19 protein-coding genes are annotated in these 22,635 nt (G+C 56.9%); 6 read left to right on the forward strand and 13 right to left on the reverse strand.

The window, feature by feature from the left end:
- Positions 1–8 precede the first annotated feature (8 nt).
- Genes CU100_RS25780 through CU100_RS25805 form a run of 6 tightly spaced genes read left to right on the forward strand, consistent with a single transcriptional unit; the run spans position 9 to position 7,037 of the window.
- Complete coding sequence (locus tag CU100_RS25780; RefSeq protein WP_170113975.1) at positions 9–881, forward strand: branched-chain amino acid ABC transporter permease; 873 nt, start codon at positions 9–11, stop codon at positions 879–881.
- 5 nt (positions 882–886) lie between these two features.
- Positions 887–2,668 (forward strand): branched-chain amino acid ABC transporter ATP-binding protein/permease, encoded by a 1,782-nt coding sequence (locus CU100_RS25785; protein WP_106719507.1) that lies wholly within the window; start codon positions 887–889, stop codon positions 2,666–2,668.
- A gap of 7 nt (positions 2,669–2,675) precedes the next feature.
- Positions 2,676–3,413: an ABC transporter ATP-binding protein gene (locus CU100_RS25790; RefSeq protein ID WP_106719508.1), complete on the forward strand. Its 738-nt coding sequence runs from the start codon at positions 2,676–2,678 to the stop codon at positions 3,411–3,413.
- Between the two features lie 9 nt (positions 3,414–3,422).
- Positions 3,423–4,307, forward strand: coding sequence for an SMP-30/gluconolactonase/LRE family protein (locus tag CU100_RS25795; protein ID WP_106719509.1), 885 nt, complete (start codon positions 3,423–3,425; stop codon positions 4,305–4,307).
- A gap of 52 nt (positions 4,308–4,359) precedes the next feature.
- Complete coding sequence (locus tag CU100_RS25800; RefSeq protein ID WP_106719510.1) at positions 4,360–5,244, forward strand: substrate-binding domain-containing protein; 885 nt, start codon at positions 4,360–4,362, stop codon at positions 5,242–5,244.
- A gap of 8 nt (positions 5,245–5,252) precedes the next feature.
- Positions 5,253–7,037, forward strand: coding sequence for a helix-turn-helix domain-containing protein (locus CU100_RS25805; protein WP_170113976.1), 1,785 nt, complete (start codon positions 5,253–5,255; stop codon positions 7,035–7,037).
- A gap of 633 nt (positions 7,038–7,670) precedes the next feature.
- Here CU100_RS25805 and CU100_RS25810 read toward each other — a convergent pair.
- The 13 genes from CU100_RS25810 to CU100_RS25870 all read right to left on the reverse strand — a co-directional run bounded on the left by CU100_RS25810 (position 7,671) and on the right by CU100_RS25870 (position 22,626).
- Positions 7,671–8,051, reverse strand: a complete 381-nt coding sequence (locus CU100_RS25810) for a carboxymuconolactone decarboxylase family protein (RefSeq protein ID WP_106719512.1) — start codon at positions 8,049–8,051, stop codon at positions 7,671–7,673.
- Positions 8,052–8,066: 15 nt separating this feature from the next.
- Entirely contained in the window at positions 8,067–10,811 is a 2,745-nt protein-coding gene (gene acnA, locus CU100_RS25815) for an aconitate hydratase AcnA (RefSeq protein WP_106719513.1), read from the reverse strand.
- Positions 10,808–12,202, reverse strand: a complete 1,395-nt coding sequence (locus CU100_RS25820; RefSeq protein ID WP_170113977.1) for an MmgE/PrpD family protein — start codon at positions 12,200–12,202, stop codon at positions 10,808–10,810. The genes acnA and CU100_RS25820 overlap by 4 nt, the downstream gene beginning before the upstream one ends.
- 34 nt (positions 12,203–12,236) lie before the next feature.
- Positions 12,237–13,595, reverse strand: coding sequence for a CapA family protein (locus tag CU100_RS25825; RefSeq protein ID WP_106719515.1), 1,359 nt, complete (start codon positions 13,593–13,595; stop codon positions 12,237–12,239).
- A 15-nt stretch (positions 13,596–13,610) separates the two neighbouring features.
- Positions 13,611–14,210 (reverse strand): thiamine pyrophosphate-dependent enzyme, encoded by a 600-nt coding sequence (locus CU100_RS25830; RefSeq protein ID WP_106719621.1) that lies wholly within the window; start codon positions 14,208–14,210, stop codon positions 13,611–13,613.
- Positions 14,211–14,212: 2 nt separating this feature from the next.
- The gene (locus CU100_RS25835; protein WP_210204118.1) at positions 14,213–14,743 is read right to left on the reverse strand and encodes a thiamine pyrophosphate-binding protein; all 531 of its coding nucleotides are present in this window, start codon (positions 14,741–14,743) and stop codon (positions 14,213–14,215) included.
- Between the two features lie 104 nt (positions 14,744–14,847).
- On the reverse strand, positions 14,848–15,843 hold the full coding sequence (locus tag CU100_RS25840) for a Bug family tripartite tricarboxylate transporter substrate binding protein (RefSeq protein WP_106719516.1): 996 nt from the start codon (positions 15,841–15,843) through the stop codon (positions 14,848–14,850).
- A gap of 187 nt (positions 15,844–16,030) precedes the next feature.
- Positions 16,031–16,978, reverse strand: coding sequence for a LysR substrate-binding domain-containing protein (locus tag CU100_RS25845; RefSeq protein WP_106719517.1), 948 nt, complete (start codon positions 16,976–16,978; stop codon positions 16,031–16,033).
- Positions 16,979–17,106: 128 nt separating this feature from the next.
- Positions 17,107–18,192, reverse strand: coding sequence for a 2-methylaconitate cis-trans isomerase PrpF family protein (locus CU100_RS25850; protein WP_407070383.1), 1,086 nt, complete (start codon positions 18,190–18,192; stop codon positions 17,107–17,109).
- A gap of 76 nt (positions 18,193–18,268) precedes the next feature.
- Positions 18,269–19,771, reverse strand: a complete 1,503-nt coding sequence (locus CU100_RS25855; protein WP_106719518.1) for a tripartite tricarboxylate transporter permease — start codon at positions 19,769–19,771, stop codon at positions 18,269–18,271.
- Positions 19,771–20,220: a tripartite tricarboxylate transporter TctB family protein gene (locus CU100_RS25860; protein WP_106719519.1), complete on the reverse strand. Its 450-nt coding sequence runs from the start codon at positions 20,218–20,220 to the stop codon at positions 19,771–19,773. Before CU100_RS25860 ends, CU100_RS25855 begins: the two co-directional genes overlap by 1 nt.
- Positions 20,221–20,406: 186 nt before the next feature.
- Positions 20,407–21,885, reverse strand: coding sequence for an aldehyde dehydrogenase (locus CU100_RS25865; RefSeq protein WP_106719520.1), 1,479 nt, complete (start codon positions 21,883–21,885; stop codon positions 20,407–20,409).
- Positions 21,886–21,903: 18 nt separating this feature from the next.
- On the reverse strand, positions 21,904–22,626 hold the full coding sequence (locus CU100_RS25870) for a 4-carboxy-4-hydroxy-2-oxoadipate aldolase/oxaloacetate decarboxylase (protein WP_106719521.1): 723 nt from the start codon (positions 22,624–22,626) through the stop codon (positions 21,904–21,906).
- Positions 22,627–22,635 lie beyond the last annotated feature (9 nt).

Below are 22,635 nucleotides of genomic sequence, written 5' to 3' on the forward strand. Positions count from 1 at the left end.
GTGAGACGATGACACAACTTATTCAATTGATCACCTTCGGGATCGTCCAGGGTCTAACCTACGCGCTCCTGGCTTCGAGCTTCTGGATCATCTATTCGACGACCAGGACATTTCACCTCGCGCATTCGCTCACCTACGCGATCGCCGGCTACGCGGTATATGTCGTGTCGGTCCAACTGGCGATGCCGCTGTGGATCGGTCTCCTGGCGTCGCTCCTCTGTTCGGCGCTGGCAGGCTGCGCCATCGAATTTCTTCTCTACGACAAGCTCCGGAAGCGCGGTTCGACAGTGCTCGGCATATTCCTGTCCTCGCTCGGGGTCGCCGCAGCCGGAACGGCGCTCCTTCAGTTGATTTTTGGACCGATGGTCAAGCAGGTTCCCGGCTTCCCCAATGCCACCCTGTCGATGGGCGAGGTGACAGTAACGACCTTGCAGTTGACTGGATCCGCAGCCGCTTTGGTCACGATCGCAGCCCTCTATGTGCTGCTGACGTTTACGTCCATCGGCAACGCCGTCACGGCGGTCAGGACCAATCCCCGTCTTTCAATGGCGGTCGGCATCCGTGTGGAGAGCGTGTCGCTCCTGGTCTTCGCAATCGGCAGTGCCATGGCTGGACTGGCGGCCTACTTTGAGACGATCAGCTTTGTGGCCTATCCGACGATGGGACTCCAACCTGTGATGTTCGGCGTCATCGCGGTGTTCCTGGGCGGGATCGGTTCCGTCAAGGGCGCTGCGCTTGGCGGCTTTGTGCTCGGCTTTCTTCTGGTCTTCAGCGGACTGTTCCTGTCGCAGAATCTCGGTGTCATCCTGGTCTTCGCGGTCCTGCTGGTCATCGTCGTGTTCCGCCCGGACGGTCTCGTCCGTAGTCCAATCGGGAGATAACCAACATGGCCGGATCATACATCGCAGATTTGGCCAGCCAGGTCGCTTTCCTGGTGGCTCTCTCGGTTTCTCTCAACATTCTGCTCGGGTTTGCCGGGCAGATGTCCATGGCCACGGCCGCCTTCTACGGACTTGGCGCATACACTTGCGCGGTCCTCACCTCTCAGGGAGCTTCGCTCACGGGAGAGTCCCTCTTTGCACCCCAACTGCCTTTTCTCGGCGGTTTTTTGGGTGCGGTCGTGGTCACGTTCTTCGCAGGCCTTGCGGTCGCTGCCCCGGCGGCACGCCGGGTGAAAGGCGATTACCTCATTCTCCTGACACTCGCCTTCCACTTCCTGTTCATCACCGTGACGTCCACCTGGGTCGATCTGACGGGTGGGCCCAACGGGATAATGCTTCCGCCACTTTCACTCCTCGGTTTCGAGATCAAGACGACGGATCAGGCATTCTGGCTGGCTTTCGCATGGGCGGTCATCGCAACGATCATCTGCTGGAAGATCGGGGGATCTCCGTTTGGCAGACTGCTGCGCGGTATCCGCGAAGACGAAATCGCTCTTCACGCCCTCGGAAAGCCTACCGTTTGGCCCAAGTCTCTGACATTCGGCATCACTGCGGCGATCGCCGGAGCGACCGGAGCGGTGTCGGCGGCCTATATGCAATTCGTCGCGCCGACCACCTATAGTCTGGACCTCGCCATTCTTGTGGCGGCATGCGTTGCATTGGGTGGCGCAGGCAATATCCTCGGCAGTGTGCTCGCCGCTATAGCGATCGGTTCGCTCCGCCCCATACTCGAGAACACGGGCTTGCTTTCAAGCGATACCGCAGTGCCGTGGCAAACGGTCATCTATGGCGCGATCCTCGTGTTGGGGATGGTATTCCGGCCCGCGGGCTTGTTGCCGGAAGGTTTCTCATTCCGCAGGCGTGGAAATTATTACAAGTCGGTTCCCGGCGACAACGTCATCGCAATGGCCGGGCACAGCTACATCGAGCCAAGTGGCGCTCGCAGGGTGAAAACACCAAAGCCCGTTTCAGAAGTCGTGGTGGAAGTGCGGGATTTGACAAAGAGCTTCGGCGGTCTTCAGGCAACCCGCGACGTCAGCTTCAAACTTCGCAAAGGGGAGATCGTGGCGCTCATCGGTCCGAACGGCGCGGGTAAGAGCACCATCTTTAATCAGATGACCGGGGCGATCCGGCCGGACAGGGGCGACGTGCTTCTCCGCGGCCAGTCCGTTCTCGGCGCCGATCCGGTGAAAGTGGCCAAGCTGGGGATGGCGCGGTACTTCCAGCATGTCCGCATCCTGGAGGGCATGACGGCGATCGACAACGTCGCGCTTGGCGTTCCGGGCCAAACGGGCGAGGCCCTGAGCCGCGTTTTCCTCACCCCCAGCGCTGTGGCAAAACGTGAGCGGGAAGTTCAGGCCGAAGCTCGCAAGCATCTCAAGGATGTTGGAGCCGACGGATACGCCGATCAAATCGCCCGTGATCTCGCTTTCGGCCAGCAGAAGCTCATCGCGTTCGCACGTTTGCTCGCGACGGGAGCCGACGTGTTGCTTCTCGATGAACCGACCTCAGGGGTCGACCCGAGATCCGCGCAGCAGATAATTGAGCTGGTCCGCGAACTTGCCGCCAGCGGAAAGACGATTTGCATCGTCGAACACAGCCTGCACGTCGTCTCGGAACTTGCGGACCGCATCGTCTTTATGGACGCCGGAGCCGTTGTCGGGGAGGGCACGGTCGAGGAAATCACGGGGCGAGCCGACCTCGTCGAACTCTATTTCGGAACGTGAGGCAGACATGTTGAGTGCAATCGAAAACAATGTCGCGAACCAGCCCGCCTTGTTGGAAGTCCAAGGCCTTTCGGCTCGATACGGCAAGCGGGCCGTTCTCAGCGATATCGACATCCGCTTGGCACCAGGGGAGATCGTGGCCGTTTTGGGCCACAACGGCGCTGGCAAGACGACCCTGCTGCATTCGATCATGGGTATGCACGACGAGCGGAGCGGAGGCATATTCTACCATGGGAAGGACATCTCAAGGCGGCCGTATTACAAGAACGCCTCTGATGGCATCTCGCTCACTCCTGCGGACGCCCCGGTGTTCCGTCCGTTGAGCGTCGAGGCCAACCTAAGGCTCGGTACCTACTCGACCTCGCCGAAGGACATCGACGACCGCCTCGAGGCGATCTATGCGACTTTCCCCCATCTCAAGGACCGAAGGCTACAGCTTGCGGGAACCCTGAGCGGTGGCGAACAGCGGATGCTCGCGGTCAGCATGGCGGTCATGAACAAACCGCGGGTGATGTTGCTTGACGAACCGTCGATCGGATTGGCCCCGGCCACCGCCGACATGCTCATGTCGGAGATCAGCTTGGTCAGCAAAAGCCTCGGGACATCGGTCCTCATTGTCGACCAGAACGTGAGAGGCGCACTGCGGGTAAGTTCCCGTGTCTATTTCTTGAGGATGGGCCGGATCATATTGGAGGAACCGGCCGAGGTATCCGCACAGCGCGAGCACTACTGGGATCTGTTTTAGGAGGAGATCATGTCCAACCCTGTACTTGCCAAAGGCATCACCGAAGGCGAAGGTCCCGTGGCGATGCCCGACGGCAGCGTCTGGATCGTCGAGATGGCCGGGAATCGCGCTTGCGTCACCCGCGTCTCCGACGACAATGTGGAGGTTAAAATCAGAGTTGGCGGCCGACCCAACGGAATGACCGTCGACGGAAACGGCCGGCTGTGGGTAGCCGAGGCACGTGAGGGACAAGTGCATTGCTACAATGTCAACGGGTCGTTGAGATCGGTCGTAGACCATCCGGAGAACCGCTTTCTTTGGCCCAATGATTTGAGGTTTGGGCCTGACGGACTGCTTTATCTGACGGACTCCGGTGTCCTCGACACGGTCTTCATCACCGGGATCGCGATCAACCCTGATTGGGCCAATCTCGATTACCGCGGATGTGTGTATGTGATCGACCCGTTAACATCGAAGGTTCTCCGCCGCTTCGACGACGGCATCAAGTTCACCAACGGCTTAGCTTTTGGCCCTGACGACAAGCTTTACGTCAACGAGACGATCGGGGGCAACGTCTACCAGTACGATGTCTTGAACACCGATGCGCCCGAGCGCCGGCTGTTTGGGAACGTGAATACGGCCGACGGACCGGCGGGCTGGCGGGGGCCGGATGGCATGGCCTTCGGAACCGATGGGAGGCTCTATTGTACCGTGTACGGTCAAGGTGACGTGACTGTCCTCGATCCTGAGGGCAAAGTTTCCGAGCGCCTCCCGACCAACGGATTGCGTCCTACAAACATCGCGTTCGCACAGGGACGGAGGACCGCGTTTGTCACGGAGGTCCTCAATTCATGTGTTGAGGTGCTGGATGTGCCGTGCGAAGGATTGCCGTTGCATCGGCCGAGGTTCGACTGAAGGCGGCGATTAGTCTTCGCACGCCTTCAGTAAGTGATTGGGACACAGAATAATGCTGGAGCGTGCATTGATAGATCACCTTGGTAAGGCTGGCGCAGTGAACGACGATGGCGGTCCGGCTGGCCCGATCGTTATCGCGGTCGATACTCTTGGCGCCAACCTCGAATTGCTCAGCCAATTGGCGATCAAGACTCGCAAGCGAGGCTTCCGGCCGCTGTTTCTTGAGGCTGCCGCCGATTTGAGCTTCGCCGATGTGTCGGCCATAGTTCCAAGTGTGCGTGGAGTGATTCTTGCAACCGATATCGTCAATCCCGAAGCGTTCGCAAATGCGGACAGGCCCATCGTTTTGGTGGCAGACTCCATCCGTAACGGTACGCTCGTTGATCAGTTGATCCATGACGCGGAACAAGCGGGTTACTGGGCTGCAGAGTACATCGCTTCGGCTGGACGCATCTCCGTGGCTATCATCGGACAATATGACCCTAGTCGTCCCGCTTTTCGGGGGTTCCTCAAGGGCGTTTCCACCTATGATTTGGTTGTGAGAGGTGAACATATCGTTGAATGTATCGATGACCGGCCCGCGGCAGCAGAGCGGTTCAAGTCCTTCTTAACCCAGGTGTCAGCACTCCCGCAGGCTGTCTACTGCACTAGCGGCGACGTCGCATGTGGCGTTTATGAAGCACTCCTCGCCGCCGGATTTTCCGTCCCGAACGATATGTGGATCATCGGCAATGGCTCGTCTCATATGACCGGCGCTCCGTTCTACGACATCACCACGATCGCTCCTCCCAACGATGTGCTGGCGGCCGAGGCAATCGATCTTCTCTGTGCTCATGTTGAGGCCGCGGGCCGTCGCCCCGAAATCAGGCGTGTCTCCTATCGTACGACGCCAGGCGTGACCACGGACTACTTCAACGTGGTTAGGTCAACGAGATGAATGTCCCGGTGAAAAAGAAACGTATTGTTGGCACAACCACTCCGGCGGACCGAGGAAGTCTTGGAGAAGAACTCGCGGCGCGACTCGAGCAAATTCTTTCGTCGGATAGTTTCGACATCGCCAGCGCGCGTTCCGGGCTGGGTGAAGCCGCGTCGACAATACGGGAGCAAAGCGGACAACAGGCTATCCTGACGGCTCTCTACGAAACCGCCACGGAAATAATCGACGTTCATGTCGTTGGGCAAGTGCTTCAGGCGGCCGTAAACCGGGCGAAGGTGCTGCTGAACTCCGACCTTGCCTACCTCGCTCTTTATGATCAGCAATCGAAAGGGACGCGCGTCACTGCCACCGTAGGATCGGTATCCTCCGATTTCGGATCGTTGCACGTACCCTTGGGAGCGGGCATGGGTGGAAAAGTCTCTCAGCTCAGGGAGCCGTTTTTCACACCCGACTATTTAAAAGACGAGCGACTTGTTCACCTTCCTCGGGTCGACGTAGGTATCAAGGCAGAGGGCGTCCGCGGAATGGTCGGAGTGCCTCTTATCGCCCGAAACCAATTCCTGGGCGCATTGTTTGTCGCCGATCGCGTCGTACGCCATTACACCGCCTCGGAGGTTTCATGGCTGCAGGCCCTTGCCGCCCTCATTGCGGTGGCGCTTGAGAACGCTCGTTTGTTCGAACGCGAGGAGGCATCCCTCAAACAGACGCAGATCGCATACCAGTCCTTGAACGCGCGTCTCGCCGCATCGGAGCGGGAGGCGTCGATCCATCGCCGGATTGTCGCCATTCTGGAACGCAATGGTTCTCTGGAGGAGTTGAGTTCGGTCATCGAGAAAGACTTGAACGCGACCGCAGGCTTCGTTCCCGCGCTCGGCGGAGACGCGGACGTGCCTCTCGAGGAAAAGTCTTATTCGTCCGGTGTCGGCGATCCCGCCGTCCTGACACTGCGGGTTAAGACCAACGCCGCACTAACGGGCAGCGACCGGCGGATACTAGAGCGTGTTGTCCAAGCGGCCGAAACACTTTTACTCCGCAAAACAGTCCGAGGCATCGAAAAGGCATTGGTGGGCAGTGCGGTTTTCCAAAGGCTCATGACAGCGGGGGTAAGTGTCGGAGAGGCCACCGCGTTCCGGGGAGAGCTTCAGATCGACCTGCTGAAGCCATGCAGGATCGCGGCATTCCGATCTGGGGAGCACTCGCCCGAAGCGCTGATGTCGATGGTTCGCCAGGCTATAGGCGACGTTCCCCACCTCGTCGCGCAGAGTGAGGGTGTCGCTTTGGCCCTCTATGAAGAAGGAGGTCCAGTGAGCGCGGAGAGCTTGCAGGGCGCCATCAATATTGTCGCTGGCGGCCGCGTTGCCGTCGGATCGGTGCTTTGCCCAGAGCCCGTGGTGAACGCTGACAAGGCCGTGCGCAGAGCCATCAATTCGGTAGACCTCGTCGTCATGCTTGGCAAGGCTGGAGATCATACCGCAGACTTGAATGCGACGCCGGAGGCGCTACTGCTAAGAAACGCCGAACCCGATGACGTCGCCGCCTACATCGAAGCGGCTTTGGGCACGGTGTTCGCATATGAGGGAAGTAGAACCGGTGAATTGATCGCCACCATCCGGGCATACTTCGCTGCAGGCCTCAACGCAGCGAAGGCGGCGGAGGCACTTGGCATCCACTATAAGACTGTCATGCAACGGCTCGACCGCATTTCCAAAATCGCTGGAATTGACTTCAAGGATCCTAGACAGATGTTCCGACTGCAGATCGCGCTCTTTATGCTGGGCATGAAGGGATCATAGTCATCGAGAGCGAAGCGCTGTTCCCCCTAGGCCGCCTAGCGGCGGGTGGTCTGCCGGCGCCCCCAGCATGGGGTTGCCGAAGGACAATGAAAGCGTGCAATAACGGGACGTTGTCCACAGACCCCCCGTAAGCCGCTACAACATCAAATTTATAGAGGTCATGACGTTCCGTCCACCAAACCCAAGTCCTCCGCAAACCCATGAATCCCGACTCTTGGTGGTTGTAATATAACTGCGCACGCACCGCGCATCATCAGATAACGCCTTGTAGTCACCACCTGAATGGCAGAGTTACTGATTTCGGTGGAAAAAGCCTACAGTCCGTAGTTAGCCCCATCTCGGTCAATTCATGGCGTTAGTTCAGTTACCGCAATGACGGGTAGATGATGCATATCCACGGGACCGTTGAAAGTTAGCCTGTTGTTTTAAAGGTTTTGGGCGCATCTGCAGCTGTAAAAGGTCCGTGGCCTATCGATATGTATCGGTCATTTCCCATTAGCTAATGCCGGGGAAGATCGAATCTAATCCTCCAATAAATAGCGTCAGAATTGATTGAATCGATAAAATACCCTGATCGGATCGTTGGCACGGCGTTGCGCATAATTTGTGCCAAGGCAGAGGCACGATCCTCCGCTATTCGGCCTCCAGCCTATTCAGCACCTCGCGTGCAATCCGAAAGCTATCGACCATCGCCGGCACGCCACAATAGATACCCACCTGCAGGAGAATCTCCTTGATCTCATTCTTGGTGAGGCCGTTATTGATGGCACCACGAACATGCGCAGCCAATTCATGCGGACGGTTGAGGGCGCTGATCATGGCGAGGTTGATGGTGGACCGCGTCTTGCGGTCAAGTCCTTCCCGCCCCCAGACTTCACCCCAGCAATAAGTGGTGACAAGCTGTTGCAGGTCCTGCGTGAAATCGTCTGCCTCGGCTAGTGCCTTGTCTACATAGCTGTCGCCCAGTGTTTCCCGGCGTATACGAAGGCCTTTGTCATATGTAGTCTGGTCCATGTGTATGTCTCCTGTTCAATGGTTGGAAGCATGCTTGTGCATATCGGTGGACGGTGCAAGTTCCGCCTTGATAATCAATTGGTTGAGTATGTAGGGCATGATGCCGCCGCTGCGCATATATTCCACCTCTGCGGGGGTATCGAGACGAAGAATGAGAGGCACTTCTGTGGTTTCGCCGTTGGCTCGGTGAATGACCAGTTTCAACGGCTGGCGCATTGGAGCGGCCTCATTCAGACCGACAATGTCGAAACGTTCCGATCCATCAAGGCCAAGATCGGCGACATCGACAGGCTGCGTAAACTGGCAAGGCATCACGCCCATTCCCACCAGATTGTTGCGGTGAATACGTTCGAAACTATTGGCAATAACCGCACGCACACCGAGCAGCCGCGTTACCTTCGCCGCCCAGTCACGGGCGCTGCCTGTACCGTATTCGTGACCGGCTATGACGATCAGTGGCACAGCGTCTGCCTGATAGCGTAGAGCAGCATCATAGATGCTCATGCGTTCCCCACCCGGTTGGTAGGCGGTAATTCCGCCCTCCACGTCCGGTACCATGAGATTGCGTAGGCGCTGATTGCCAAATCCCCCCCGCATCATGATCTCATGGTTCATGCGACGCGCGCCGAAATTATTGAAATCCGCAGGCGCGACATCGAGTTTCGCCAGATAGCTTCCCGCAGGAGAATTTTGCCGGATGCTGCCGATCGGGCTGATATGATCAGTCGTCACGGAATCACCCAATATTGCCAGAACGCGAGCGCCGATGATCGGCTTGAGAGCCGATTCCGAAAGTTCTGGTGCAAGGAATGGCTGCTCTTGCAAATAAGTAGAATCATCTTGCCAGGGAAAGAGTTCGCCGGTGATCTGTGGGATTTTCTTCCAGTTCGGATCGTTTGCGGCAATGTCTCCAGCATAGGTCTCGCGATAAAAGGCGGGGTTTGCAGCAAGAGCTTGCGCATCGGCCAATTCTTCGGGTGTCGGCCAGATGTCCCGAAGATAGACCGGCAGCCCATCCGTTCCCAGCCCAAGCGGTTCCGTCGCAAGATCGATATTGACACGCCCGGCGATCGCAAACGCTACGATCAACGGCGGGCTCGCAAGAAACGAAGCGCGAACAGCGGGGTGAACGCGTGCTTCGAAATTACGGTTACCCGAGAGTACTGCGCAAGCCACCACGTCGCGTTCAGTGATCTGGGTTTCGAGTTTGGAATCGATCGGTCCTGATGCGCCGACACATGTAGCGCAGCTATAGCCTGCAACCACGAAGCCGAGAGCGTCGAGGGACTTTTGAAGATGGGTTGCTTCGAGATACCGGCTGACCACTTTCGATCCGGGGGTGAGCGATGTCTTTACCCACGGCCGGGCTTTCAGTCCGAGTCCTACCGCTTTCCTGGCTACAAGACCTGCGGCCAGCATTACGCCCGGATTTGACGTATTGGTGCAGGAAGTGATGGCGGCGATAACAACGTCCCCATCGGATACGACATGATCGCGTTCATCGTGGTAAGCCGCATCGCCGCCATTAAACGTCTTTGTTTTGCCATAGCCGCCATTGGTGATTGGCGCGTGCAACAGTTCGTCGAAACGAGGCTTCAAATCGTCAAGCGGCACACGGTCTTGCGGTCGTTTGGGACCGGCTAGGTTTGGTACAACGTCTGCCAGATTTAATTGCAGTTCTTCGGAATAATCGATCTCGCCTGGTTTAACTGCGCCGAAACAACCCTGCGCACGGTAGACTTTCTCGACCGCGCGGACCTTTTCTTCCGTGCGCCCAGTCTGCCGAAGATAGCTGCAAGTCTGCTCATCAACAGGGAAATAGCCGATGGTGGCGCCATATTCGACAGCCATGTTGGCGATGGTGGCTCGGTCCGGCACGCTTAGCTTTGCCACACCCTCACCAAAAAATTCAACGAACTTTCCAACGACCTTGGCCTTGCGCATCATCTCAGTGACATGCAGGACAAGATCCGTCGCGGTCACGCCGTCCCGTAGCCCATTCGTCACATGGACACCCACCACATCTGGCGTCAGGAAGAAGACGGGCTCGCCCAGCATAGCGGCTTCGGCCTCAATCCCGCCGACACCCCAACCGACTGTTCCCAGCCCCGCTATCATGCAGGTATGAGAATCCGACCCAACCAGGGTATCCGGATAGCAAACGCCATCCTTGACGAGGAAACCCGGCGCAAGCAATTCAAGATTCAGTTGATGCAGGATACCGGCTCCCGGTGGAAAGAGCCGGATACCGTCATAGGCTTGCATTGCCCATTTGACGAAGCGGTAGCGTTCGGCATTACGCTTTATGTCAAGCTCAGTATTGAGCTGAAGGGCATCCGGCCTGGCGTGGTAATCGACGGTCAAAGTATGGTCGAGCGCCATGTCCACGGGCACTTTCGGACCTACCGTCCCGGCGGGATATCCCAGCCTCATCATTGCACCGCGAATGGCCGTCAAATCGCCGAGCAAGGGAATACCGGCGGCACAATTCAACACGATACGCCCGATGGTGAATGGTATTTCCTCTTCCCTCAGTGCGTTCGGTTGCCAATTGGCGAGGCGCTCGACATGCTCGGGCAGAACTTTTCTACCGTCCAAATTGCGCAAAACAGATTCCAGCACGATCCGCAGCGATATAGGCAGTCGCGATACCTTGCCTATTCCATGCTCTTCCAGAGCGGGAACCGAAAAGAAATGCAACTTTCCATCAGGCGCGACGTCAATCTCGCGTCGCGTGATTTCATGCAGCGACACGCTCATGCAGACCTCGCCAAAGTAAAATTTTCTGTAAGCAGCCGCACAGATGGCAAGGCAGCCAGTGTCCACACGCGTTCGGTGAGCAGTTCCGCCTGGTCATCGGCAAGCCGGCCTCGCGTCAGAAGCTTGAACTTGGTGCGACTTTCCTCCTCCGTACAGGGATCGGCAGGTGTGCCATGGCAATCCAGCACCATTCCTTCGCTAGTACGGCCATCGGCAAAATCCAGCGATACGCTCGCCCCATATTGCGCGGGACAGACGGCCTCGATACGGGGATCCACAACGATTTCGATACGGCCCGCAAGCTCCCTGATGACGGGGTCATTGACCGCTGAAACAGCGAACATATCCGGGTCCCGGGGATTGCCGGTCAGGGCCAGAGCGGCGCAATAAGGAATGCTGTATTGTGCGCCCATCGTATCGATGGGCGCTGGCGAGCTATTGTTCTGAGCGGCATATTTGCTGACTCCGATACGAACGTTGGAGATTTCACGCGGCGACAGCGGTTCGGCTCCCCTCAACTCAAGCAAGAGTTGTACGGCCGATTGAATCCAGCCGCAGATCGGGAAAACCTTGAACCATGTTTGGGTGATCGCCCAGTTTGCACCGAGTCCCCGGCTCAATCGTTCCGGTGCGGCACTACTGCCTCCGAATACCTCGATCAGCCCGAAATGGCTGTCTATGGCAAAAGGGGGTCCCAGAAAACCTCGCTGCGCTAGCTGGCCCATGCGGACGCCAGCCTCGGCGGCACGTCCAAGGTGCAACCGCTTTACCATGCCGCCGCCCTTGCCAATGGAAAAGCTCTTGATACCCGAGGCCGCCGAACAGCTTAATCCAATCGCCGAAAAAAGCTGGTCGCGGGAGAGATTCATCACAATTCCTGCTGCGGTGGCTGCGGCCACGGGCGCTGCCAAGCTGGTAACATGGAAGCCCCGGCGGGACGGTTCGGCCCCGACGGCAAGACCGATGCGGTGCATTACTTCATAGCCGGCAATAATTGCCTCCAGCAGCTTTGCGCCGCTGGCATTGACCGCCTCAGCCGCGGCAAGAGCAGCCGGGATTACCGCAGCACCGGGATGGGTGACCGATTCCGCAATGAGATCATCAAGCTCATAACCGTGAATGGCGGTGCCATTGCACAAAGCGGCACCTGGAGCCGCCACGCGGTCGGCGCGACCAATAATAGTGCTTGCTCCCTGCGTTCCTTCGGAAACGATCTCATCGGCAAGAATGCGCGACCACGGCTGAGTTGCCCCGAAAACACCGCAGCCCAGCGCTTCGAGCAGACAAATTCTCGCTTGCTCCGTTACCGCCGCCGGAATTTCATCAAGGTTGATATCCTGCACGAACTCAATCAATTCGTGCGCATGACTTCGTATCGCCGCGCCGTCCATCGGGTGTCCTTTGTCTTGGGAAGAGGGCATTATGTCAAAGCCGGATAGTGCCGATGCCGTCCTCTATATCGATCATTGTGCCAAGCGGCGCGGAAAGCGTTTTGAGGCGATTTAATACGATCTCGGCAGTCTCCCGATCAGCCAAGAATGGGCGTCCCTCGGTCAAAGCATGAGAGCCTTTGCCGGTCCGCCGGGTTATCGTTCCGCCGGATGTCGCCTGTCGGCCCATTTCGATGGGATGAAAACGAATTTCACGCAGGCCCTCGCCGTCACAGGCCATTTCGATCACCGCCGAACTCCACCAAGGAGCAAGATCGAGACCGGGATCCAGCGGATAGGCGGCTGGCGTCAGCGTTGGTAACCGGTCGACATCGTGATCCCAGGCTTCATAGCTGTCGTAAGGTACCCGGCGCACAAACTCAGACTGGGCAATGAAATTGCCGATCCCGTAGAAAATCGGCTTACCACGATAAATCTCCACTCCTAGAGTCTTATGCCAGCCATGACCAATATAGATGTCCGCTCCCGCATCGATCGCCGCTTTGGCAAACTGCCGTGCAAATCCCGGAGGGTTATCGCTTCGCGGCCCTTCTGAAATATTGAAGTGATGGGCGACCATCACGAGATCCGCCATGGTAGCCGCCTCGTCTATGGATCGTAGGTTTCCTTCGAGGTCGCGGGGATGACACTCGCTCGAAACCTCGAAATTTTCTCCGCGAATAAATCTTGCGGATGTACGCGTCGATTGATCGCCGGGGAAATTGAAGGCAATCTCCTCCTCTCCCTCATCACTCTCACGCTTGACGCCTATGCCAAGTAGGCTGGCAACCCGTTGCAATTGTTCGGCGGCGCTATCGTCGACCTGATATTTCATCGTCACCCGTAGCGGATTGACCCCCGGGCGCCCAAGCAACTGCGCCTTTGGATGGCTGGCCCACTCATACGCCTTGTTGCCGGAACTGACGGAAACAAGGCCTACCCTGCCCTTTCGCGTTTCGAGATAGACTGGATCACGGGCTTCCTCGAGATCCCGCCCCGTGCCCGCACATGCAAATCCGGCTTCGCGGCAATGCCGGATTGTCGCTAGCAATCCAAGCGATCCGAAATCGAAGCTGTGGTTATGGGCAAGCGAAAGCAGATCTATGCCGGCGGACTTGAGTTCGTCTGCAAGCTTAGGTTCCGCGATCATGTAGCTCGCCACCCAATCCCCGCGCGACGCCCAATCAAGATCATCTGCATCTCCGAAATTCATTTCCAGATGCGCATAGGTGACATCCGAATTACGGAGCAGATCGAGGACGCCGAGAAATTCGGGTTCCTCATAAACCGAGAACGGACGAGAAATCATGCACTCCCCCGCCAGCACCACTTTCCATTCTCTATTTTGCGACATTCGCTTCTTCCCCGCCTAGTAATAAGCGCGCTCCGCCCCGAGAAGATTTTCGCGAAACCGGTCCTTCAGATAGGCACCGTCACGCACGCGGATAGACATGGGATAGCGCTGGGTATTGACCTTGATGACACCGAAAAATGGTCCCTCGGCACCGAAAAGCTTTGGCACCATAGCTTCAAGCTCTGCTTCGGTATAAATGGTTTCGCTTTGGGCGAAGCCGCAGGCTTGGGCTACCGCACCAAGGCTGACGCCGCGTTGAGTATGCGTCGCCTGCATTCCTGTTTCGCTATAGTGCTCGTTGTCTATAATGGCGATGGCGAGATTCCTGGGGTGTTGCGCCCCAATCGTCGCGAGAGCTCCGAGACCCATAAGCGCCTCTCCATCCCCTGTCATGACCAGCACCCGGCGTTCCGGCTGGGCAAGTGCCAATCCAAGTCCCGTCATGGCCGCCGCACCCATGCCACCCCAGAGGCAAAACGTGTTGGGATGATCAACTGTACCCGCATCGTAGGTGGTTGATCCAAGTCCCGTGACCATGAGCGTATCGCCTCTTTGCGCGACAATGGTCCTCATGACGTAACGTCGATCGAGCGTGCCTTTTTTCCTGTCGGTCATGATCATTTACTCCAGTCCTTGAAGCCGAGGAGGCGCTGGCTGAGAAGAACCGCTACAACGCAGTTAGAAGAAAAGGCCAGTTGGGACGCGGCATAGACGACCTGCCCAACCTCATCCGCGTGATTGGCGCGCTGGACATAGACCCCCATATCCTGGAAAACCCGTTCGGTGTTTTGACCCATGGGCAGTTGCCACGGGTTGAACTCACCCCACTCACCACGCATCGTGACGATCATAAGCAAGGGCATGCGGCAGTGAAGTGGAACGCTCAGCATGTTGATGCAGTTTCCCGCACCTGATGACTGCATTAAGAGAGCGCCGCGGTCACCGCCGAGCCAAGCCCCGGCAAGCATTGCGATGCCTTCTTCTTCCGTCGTCAGCGAGACTGCTGTGATATCCGGATCGCCTGTACAGCTCGCTATGAGTTCGATATGTCCGGCATCGGGAACGTAGGCGACTTGCTTCACATCCGCTTTCTTGAGCGCATCAAAGATATCATCTGGCCAGACGCGGGATATAGATTCGTGTTTCACGTCAACTCCATGCAAATTGGTGGGTATTTTGGTAAGCTCTGCCGATCGATCCGCAAGTCCCAAGCCGTGCGGATCGTTTCAATTCTCGGTCAGTCTGCGCGACTTTAGAGCTGGTTAGCGACGCCGGATTCTTTGATCACTTGTGTCCATTTCTTGATGTCTCCCTCGATCTGTTTGGAGAACTCTTCCGGGGTATTGCCGACCAGAACCGCACCTGTCGGCTCAAACTTGCTGCGGAATTCCGGATCGTCGATCATGGCCTTGGCGCCATCGTGGATTTTATTGATGATCGCCTTATCGGTGCCTGCAGGAACCAACAGACCATACCAGAGATCCGATTCAAAGCCGTCCAGGCCAGGCAATTCGGCAACCGCCGGTGTATCTGGCAAGGATGCGTTTCGCTTGAGACTGCTGACAGAAAGCGGACGAAGCTGGCCCTGCTTGATGTATGGCGAGGCGCTCAGGATGGACACGAACAGACAATCGATATGGCCGCCAAGCAGCGCCGTGATCGATGAACCGGTTCCCTTATAAGGCACATGCGTAATATCCAGACCCCCGCGAGCTTTCAACATTTCCAGCGCCAGATGGGCGCCCCCACCGACGCCAGATGAACCGCAGCCGAGCTTACCGGGGCTCTTCTTCGCCATCTCAATGAATTCCTCCATTGTCTTGGCGGGGGACGAGGGCGGCACGAGAAACACAAACGGCAGGGCCGAAAGCATCGAGACCGGCGCCAGATCCTTTACGGGGTCATACTTGACTTGGTCTCCAAACAGCTGAGGATTGATGACGATAGTGGCATTGGTCGTCAGAAGCAGCGTATAACCATCTGGCTTGGACTTTGCCACGATATCGGTGCCTAAATTCCCATTGGCTCCGGCCTTATTCTCAACAAGAACCGGATTGTTGTTCCACAGGCCTTCAAGCTTATGCGCCAACTGGCGGGAGACGATATCGGTCCCACCCCCAGCTTCGAATGGAGTGATGATCTTGACGGTCTCACTGGGATAGTCCGTTGCTTGGGCAAAGGCCGGCACGGTGTAGGCAGTAAATACGGTTAGTGCCAGACTGGCGATTTGGCTGCGATAGGCAAACATGTATTCCTCCCATATCTTTTTATCATTGAGCAAAGCTTATTAATCGCAATGCACCGAGGCAAAGCCTGATTTTCGATAGTAGTATTCGTTTGCAGCATACTGAGTTGCCGGGCCTAGCAGTTGCATTCGGTGAAACCTTGCAAAAGGGAATGCCAGGCTGCGCCGGTCTTTAATGCTGCCGTTGACCCTATTTTGTTATCTGTTCCTGCTCGCGCCCGCGAAGGGTCGAGCGCACGTATTCGGGGGTCAGCTCGGGAGTCAGTATTTCGATGAAGTCGAAAATAAACCGCCGGATATAGGTATTGGTCCTCAGGGTAACGTAGCTGGTGCTTGCCTCAAACAAATGTCCCACATCGCGAGAGCGTAAATCCCTGTCCTGGCGCAGATTGACCGCGTCGGTCGCCATCACGGCGATACCCAAACCCAGTTCCACATAAGTTTTGCCCACGTCGGCATCAACGGCATCAAAAAGAATGGTCGGCGTAATGCCACGTTTCTCAAAAGCGTCAACGATCTTCCATCGACCGCTTCGATGCGGATCATGGGCGATCATCGGATATTTTGCGATCGTTTCGAGCGTGAGATTCTTGACACGCAAAATGGGGTGCCCCTTCCTTGCAATAAGGCTGCGGGTAATCTGGTAGCACGGGAGACGCAGCAAGCGTGGAAACGGCCGCAATGTTTCAGTTCCCACCGCCAGATCGGCCTTTCCGGCCTCAACCGCCTCGCAAATTTCCGTAGGATTACCCTGTAACAAGGCAATGCGGACCTGGGGATGACGCTGCACGAAACTCTTGATGACACGGGGCAGGATATAGCGGGCATGAGTATGCGTCGTGGCGATAGTGAGGGTCCCCTCTTCTTGAGCGCCATAGTCCTCGCGAATGCTTTTGAGGCTCTGCACTTCATTGAGTATTCGCTGGGCAATCTCCACTACTTCCCGACCAGGATCGGTCAAACCGGTCACACGGTTTCGACTTCGCTGGAAAATCGAAAATCCCAGTTCCAGCTCCAACTCCTGGATCTGCTTGCTCATGCCCGGCTGAGAGGTATGCAATGCATCGGCGGCAGCGGATATATGATTGCCCTGCCTGTTGACCTCAATGACATAACGAAGTTGGCGAAGATGGACCATGACGTTTCCTGCACTCAATGGCGACAAACCATTCTATGTCGCTGTCAACGCTGGTTGCATGTAAATAATGCGAGAAGACAGGGTATTGGCGGATATCGCGCTAAATCTTGCGTGACAATTGCCAAGGTCTATTCCGCTTCGTTCGGCCACACCTCAATCGGGATTCGTACCCAGCCTTCCATCAACCGCCGGGCCGTACGGCTCATCACGATTCGCCCGAGGAGCCACTTGCCATTCCTTTCGGAAATCTCGACGCCTACGTTCAACAAGCCGGAAGCATGCCCAAGTGTGGCAGTTTCGTTCGTTGTGACGGCGAGGCGGTTTGCAACAGTTCCTGGAACTTTGAGGGCGGTGGCAATGGCGATCGCTCCCGTGCCGGTAATGGCATGGTGTAATTTTCCCATCGAAACGATCCGGGCTACAAGATCAATCGCCCCCGCTTCGATATTGACGCCGCTCGCTGTAATGTAGTCTACCGAAGGCGAAACGAAGGCCAGCTTGGGCGAATGGGGGCGTTGCCTGGTGGCCTCTTCGAGCGTGGCCGAAAGGCCCATAGCCACGGCCCCGGCCGAATGGATCGATTCGACGCGCTCAAACAGTACGGAATTACTGTTGAGCGCCTCAGGCAATTCCGTCCCTGCCAGTCCGAGCGTCGCCGCGTCAACGATGACAGTCGGCATCCCGGCATTGATCAGCGTGGCTTCCAAGGTTCCCAGTCCGACCACTTGCAGCCGATCGGCTGCATTTCCCGTCGGGAATAAGCCGGGGCTCTCTGCCTCTTGCTGATACTCAATACGAATCTCCGCACCGGGAAAAATCACTCCATCGAGCAGAAACCCGCCATTTTCTTCCACTTGACCATTAAGCATGGGCACGTCCGCGATGATTCTTTGCGCGAGATTGACCTGCCAGATCCGAACGCGGGAAAATCCGTTTGCACGCGGTTCCACTAGTCCCTCTTCAAGGGCAAAAGGTCCGACCGCACCGATAAGATTGTCGCATCCACCCGACCAGTCGATAAAGCCCCTGTTGACCGCAACCTGGCCAAACAGATAGTCGACATCGCAGTCAGGACGATTTGAACGCGAAATGAGCGCGGTCTTGCTAGTGCTGGAATAGCCTCCGCCCATGCCATCCATCTGACGGCCATAAGGGTCCAGACTGCCGAATACCCGCAACAAAACACGGTCGCGCATTTCCGGGTCAACCGGCAGGTCTTACGGCTTGAAGAATAACCCCTTGCTCGTACCGCCGCGCATAAAAGCAGCAGGAATCCGGCGGTGCATACTCTTAGCCTTCCGTCACGGCCTGATCCTTGCGTTTGCGGATCATCGGAAAGATCATCATCACCATCAACGCAAACGCAACCGCGAGAAAGATCGCACTGAGGGGCGCGGTTACGAAAACACTGAGGTCGCCATGAGATTGCAGCATTGCGCGGCGGAAATTTTCCTCCAGCATGGGGCCGAGCAAAAACCCCAGAATAAACGGAGCCGGTTCGCAATCCAGCTTGAGGAAGATATATCCGATCAAGCCGAATAACGCGGCAAAGGCCACGTCGGTTGAACTCATGTTGACCGTGTAGATGCCGATGCAGGAAAAGACCAGAATAAGAGGGTAGAGCCAGCGATATGGAACCTTGAGCAGGGTAACCCATACTCCGACTAGCGGGAGATTGAGGATGACCAGCAATACATTGCCGATCCACATGCTGGCGACCAGCCCCCAGAACAATTGCGGGTGCTGCGTCATAACTTGGGGCCCGGGCGTGATCCCCTGGATCATCAACGCACCCAGTAGCAGTGCCATTGTCGCGCTGCTCGGGATTCCGAGTGTCAAAGTTGGAATGAAATGCGTTTGCGCAGCGGCATTGTTGGCGGATTCCGGCCCCGCCACACCTTCGATGGCGCCTTTGCCGAAACGCGAGGGATCGGCTGCAAGCTTTCTTTCGACCGCGTAGGACGCGAAGGAGGCTATGGTTTGCCCGGTTCCTGGCAGAACGCCGAGAATGGCCCCGATGCCGGTACCCCGCAATATGGGCTTCCAAGATGCTTTCAGGTCTTCCCGCGACGGCATGAGGTTCTTGACCTGTCCAGGCAAGACTTCCCGATGCTGGGTAACGCCCAGATTGGCGATGATCTCCGAAAATGCGAAGAGCCCCGACGCGACCACGACGAAATCAAACCCTTCTGCAAGGCCGTTCATGCCGAAAGTAAACCGGTCAATGCCGGAGTTCACGTCCGTTCCAGCCAAGCCGAAAATCGCACCGCAAAACGCCATGCCCATGCCCTTGACCAGGGAGCCACGTACAAGTGCCGAGGCGGAGATGAGTGCCATGAGCATCAGGGAGCAGTATTCCGCCGCACCGAACTTCAGGGCTACTTCACCGAGTGGTGGCCCGATCAGCGCGATCAGTACAGTCCCAACGCAGCCTGCCACGACCGACCCGATCGCTGCGATTGCAAGGGCCGGTCCCGCACGCCCCTGGCGTGCCATTTGATAACCATCAATGCAGGTTACTGCCGATGAGGATTCGCCAGGAAGATTAACCAAAATAGCCGTTGTAGAGCCGCCATAGGCAGCACCGTAATAAATGCCGGCCAGCATGATCATCGCGCCTTCGGGTGGTAAGCCGTAAGTGAGCGGCAAGAGCACTGAGATGGTTACGAGAGGCCCAACACCCGGCAATACGCCGATGAACGTACCTAAAAGGACGCCGGCGAAGCAATAGAGCAGGTTCATCGGGGATAAGGCGACGCTGAAGCCAAGTGAAAGATGTTGCAGGAGTTCCATCACCAGGGCCTCAACTTCAAGGGAATGTTCAGCCCATAGACGAAGATGCCGACTGCGATGAGTGTCAGAACCACGACCATCAGAACGAGTTCGAGCAAGCTGCCTTGACGCCCGCCCAGCCGGCTTGATAGGACCAGCACAATAACCGCCACGATGAGGCCGGCGGAATCGATGAGCAAACTGAACAGGAGCACGGAAGCGAGTATGAAGATGAGAGGTCGGATCTCCCAGCTGGCGACATGATCCGACAGTTCAGGCTTGAGCGTTGATCGAACAAGCATCGTGACGCCGATGAGAGTCATGATCACGCCGAGGATGATCGGAAAATAGCCCGGCCCCATGTTTCCCGGCGTTCCGAGCTTATAGCCTTGTGCGAGAATTATCGTCCCGAGCCCTATGACGCCGAAGAGCGCGCCACTCAGGAAATCCTTGTTGATCTGAATTTTCATGGTTCCTCCCAATCTTCAGTGCGGCTTCCCTCCGCATCTCCTCTTCAAGACGCTGCGAGATGGTTCAGGCACTCCCATGCCCCAACATCCTTATCGCCCGTCTCAACCTCGGATCGCTTCCGATTTGCCGACCAGCATCCGCTTCTGGACAACGGAATGCGTCACGACAACTTCAAATTCTCCGCTTTATCTTTGCACGAAGGGGTTGGCTGAGGGCGCATCGAAGTTCATCCAAACGCTCTTCATCTGTAGATATTCCTTGATCATCTCAGCGCCGTTTTCCCGTCCAATTCCGCTTTGGCGATAACCGCCAAACGGCGACATAAAACTTGTGGCGCGATAGGTATTCACCCAGACCGTTCCAGCTTTCAACGCCTCCGTCATGCGAATCGCGCGGCCGATATCCCGGGTCCACACACCGGCAGCGAGACCATAAATCGTCTCGTTGGCGATTCGCACAGCATCCTTTTCGTCCTTGAAACGAATAACCGAAAGGACAGGTCCGAAAACCTCTTCCTGAGCGATGCGCATGCGATTTTCGACGTCCTTGAAAATAGTTGGCTCCACAAACCAGCCGTCGCCGCATTCGGGTCGCCGTCCTGGCTCTCCGCCAATAACAAGCGTGGCTCCCTCTTTCTTGGCGATATCGATGTAGTTGAGCACCTTGGCGTATTGTGGCTGTGTGGTAATGGGGCCGACTTGCGTGTCCATGTTGGCGGGATCGCCCATTCTGGCGGTACGCACCTTTTCGATCAGCCGGTCCAGGAATGCGTCATGCACAGAATCCTCGACCAGCAGTCGTGATCCTGCAAGACAGGTCTGGCCGGTGGCTGCGAAGATCCCGGAAATCGCTCCGTTCACCGCCTCTTCCATATCCGCATCGGCAAATATTATGTTGGGCGACTTGCCTCCCAGTTCCATCGTAACGTGTTTCATGGTCTGGGCCGCAGCGGCATAGATCCTTTTGCCGGTAGCATCGGAACCGGTAAATGCCACCTTGGCCACATCAGGATGTTCCACAAGCGGCTTGCCGACTTCATTCCCAAAACCGGTGACGACATTGACAAGGCCCGCGGGGGCGCCCGCCTCTTCGATAAGCTTGACAAACTCCAATACCGACGCGGATGTGAATTCCGAAGGCTTGATGACCACGGAATTACCCGCCGCCAGAGCTGGAGCGAGCTTCCACGTCGTCAGCATAAGCGGCGAATTCCAGGGGGTGATGACAGCAACCACGCCAAGCGGCTCGTAACGCGTATAGTTGAGATAGCCCCTCTTATCGAGGGGCATCACCGCACCCTGGACCTTGTCAGCCAGCCCGCCATAATAGTAATACCAGTTGGGAATGTAGCGCAGCTGTGCCAGCATCTCCGCCATCAGCTTGCCATTGTCGCGCACCTCGATGGTTGCAAGACGCTCTGCCTCCCGCGCAACAAGATCGCCGATGCGGTGCAGGAGAGCTCCCCTCTCGCTGGCCGTGCTTGAAGCCCACGGCCCCTGACTGGACACGCGATGCGCGGCCTTGACGGCCATGTCCACGTCATCGGCATTGCCGCGCGCAATCTTTGCCCAAGGCTTGGCTGTAAAGGGATTGATTGTCTCAAACCATTCGCCACCCCTTGGATCAACGAATTTGCCATCGATATAATGTTGAAAAGTCTGCATTGCCGCCTCTCTACAGAATCACTTGTCTACGCCAACGGAATTCGCAAACCCAAAGGGTTCAAAGTGTTCGATAACTTTTCCCTTGAGCAGTTTGTCGACATCGAGAGCGCCATGGGCCGGGTCGGGAAGCAGATCTCTCAGATTGCCCTCCGCCAGCGCATCGGCCTCGGCGCGATCACGTTCCAACGCCTTCATCAGAACCTCGCGGGCCAATAGCCGCGGCACCACCACCACCCCGTCATCATCACCCACGACGATATCTCCCGGGATAACCACGATTCCCCCAATATGCACCGGGACATTGATCGATCCCGGCGTAGACTTTTGAGGAGCGCGGGGCGAAACACCCTGGCAAAACACGGGAAAACGATCCTTGCGGAGCGCCGCCACGTCCCGGATCGAACCGCTTGCGACCACGCCTACTCCGCCGCGGGCCAGCGCCTGCATCGCACTTCGATGCCCGAAGCACCCCGTATTATGATCGCCATCATCGATAATCAGTACATCTCCGGGCTGGAGCATGTGTACCGCCTTGTGGGTCATAATGTTATCACCAGGGAAACAGAGCACGGTGAAAGCTGAACCGACCATGCTTATGTTTTCGAATATCGGCCGGATGGTGGATTTCATCGCCCCATGACGGCCCATCGCGTCGCTCAACGTCGACGTCGCGACAGTTTTGAACTGCTCGATCAAATCGGACGGCGCCCGTTCAAAGCTGTGATAAATATGACCATACATCGCAATATC

Origin of the sequence: Phyllobacterium endophyticum (assembly GCF_003010935.1) — a bacterium.
Taxonomy (GTDB): Bacteria; Pseudomonadota; Alphaproteobacteria; order Rhizobiales; family Rhizobiaceae; genus Phyllobacterium; species Phyllobacterium endophyticum.

Coding starts and splice junctions, on each gene's coding strand:
- CU100_RS25780 (WP_170113975.1), top strand. CDS start 9: ATGACACAACTTATTCAATTGATCACCTTCGGGATCGTCCAGGGTCTA.
- CU100_RS25785 (WP_106719507.1), top strand. CDS start 887: ATGGCCGGATCATACATCGCAGATTTGGCCAGCCAGGTCGCTTTCCTG.
- CU100_RS25790 (WP_106719508.1), top strand. CDS start 2,676: ATGTTGAGTGCAATCGAAAACAATGTCGCGAACCAGCCCGCCTTGTTG.
- CU100_RS25795 (WP_106719509.1), top strand. CDS start 3,423: ATGTCCAACCCTGTACTTGCCAAAGGCATCACCGAAGGCGAAGGTCCC.
- CU100_RS25800 (WP_106719510.1), top strand. CDS start 4,360: ATGCTGGAGCGTGCATTGATAGATCACCTTGGTAAGGCTGGCGCAGTG.
- CU100_RS25810 (WP_106719512.1), bottom strand. CDS start 8,051: ATGGACCAGACTACATATGACAAAGGCCTTCGTATACGCCGGGAAACA.
- acnA (WP_106719513.1), bottom strand. CDS start 10,811: ATGAGCGTGTCGCTGCATGAAATCACGCGACGCGAGATTGACGTCGCG.
- CU100_RS25820 (WP_170113977.1), bottom strand. CDS start 12,202: ATGGACGGCGCGGCGATACGAAGTCATGCGCACGAATTGATTGAGTTC.
- CU100_RS25825 (WP_106719515.1), bottom strand. CDS start 13,595: ATGTCGCAAAATAGAGAATGGAAAGTGGTGCTGGCGGGGGAGTGCATG.
- CU100_RS25830 (WP_106719621.1), bottom strand. CDS start 14,210: ATGACCGACAGGAAAAAAGGCACGCTCGATCGACGTTACGTCATGAGG.
- CU100_RS25840 (WP_106719516.1), bottom strand. CDS start 15,843: ATGTTTGCCTATCGCAGCCAAATCGCCAGTCTGGCACTAACCGTATTT.
- CU100_RS25845 (WP_106719517.1), bottom strand. CDS start 16,978: ATGGTCCATCTTCGCCAACTTCGTTATGTCATTGAGGTCAACAGGCAG.
- CU100_RS25855 (WP_106719518.1), bottom strand. CDS start 19,771: ATGGAACTCCTGCAACATCTTTCACTTGGCTTCAGCGTCGCCTTATCC.
- CU100_RS25860 (WP_106719519.1), bottom strand. CDS start 20,220: ATGAAAATTCAGATCAACAAGGATTTCCTGAGTGGCGCGCTCTTCGGC.
- CU100_RS25865 (WP_106719520.1), bottom strand. CDS start 21,885: ATGCAGACTTTTCAACATTATATCGATGGCAAATTCGTTGATCCAAGG.
- CU100_RS25870 (WP_106719521.1), bottom strand. CDS start 22,626: ATGTATGGTCATATTTATCACAGCTTTGAACGGGCGCCGTCCGATTTG.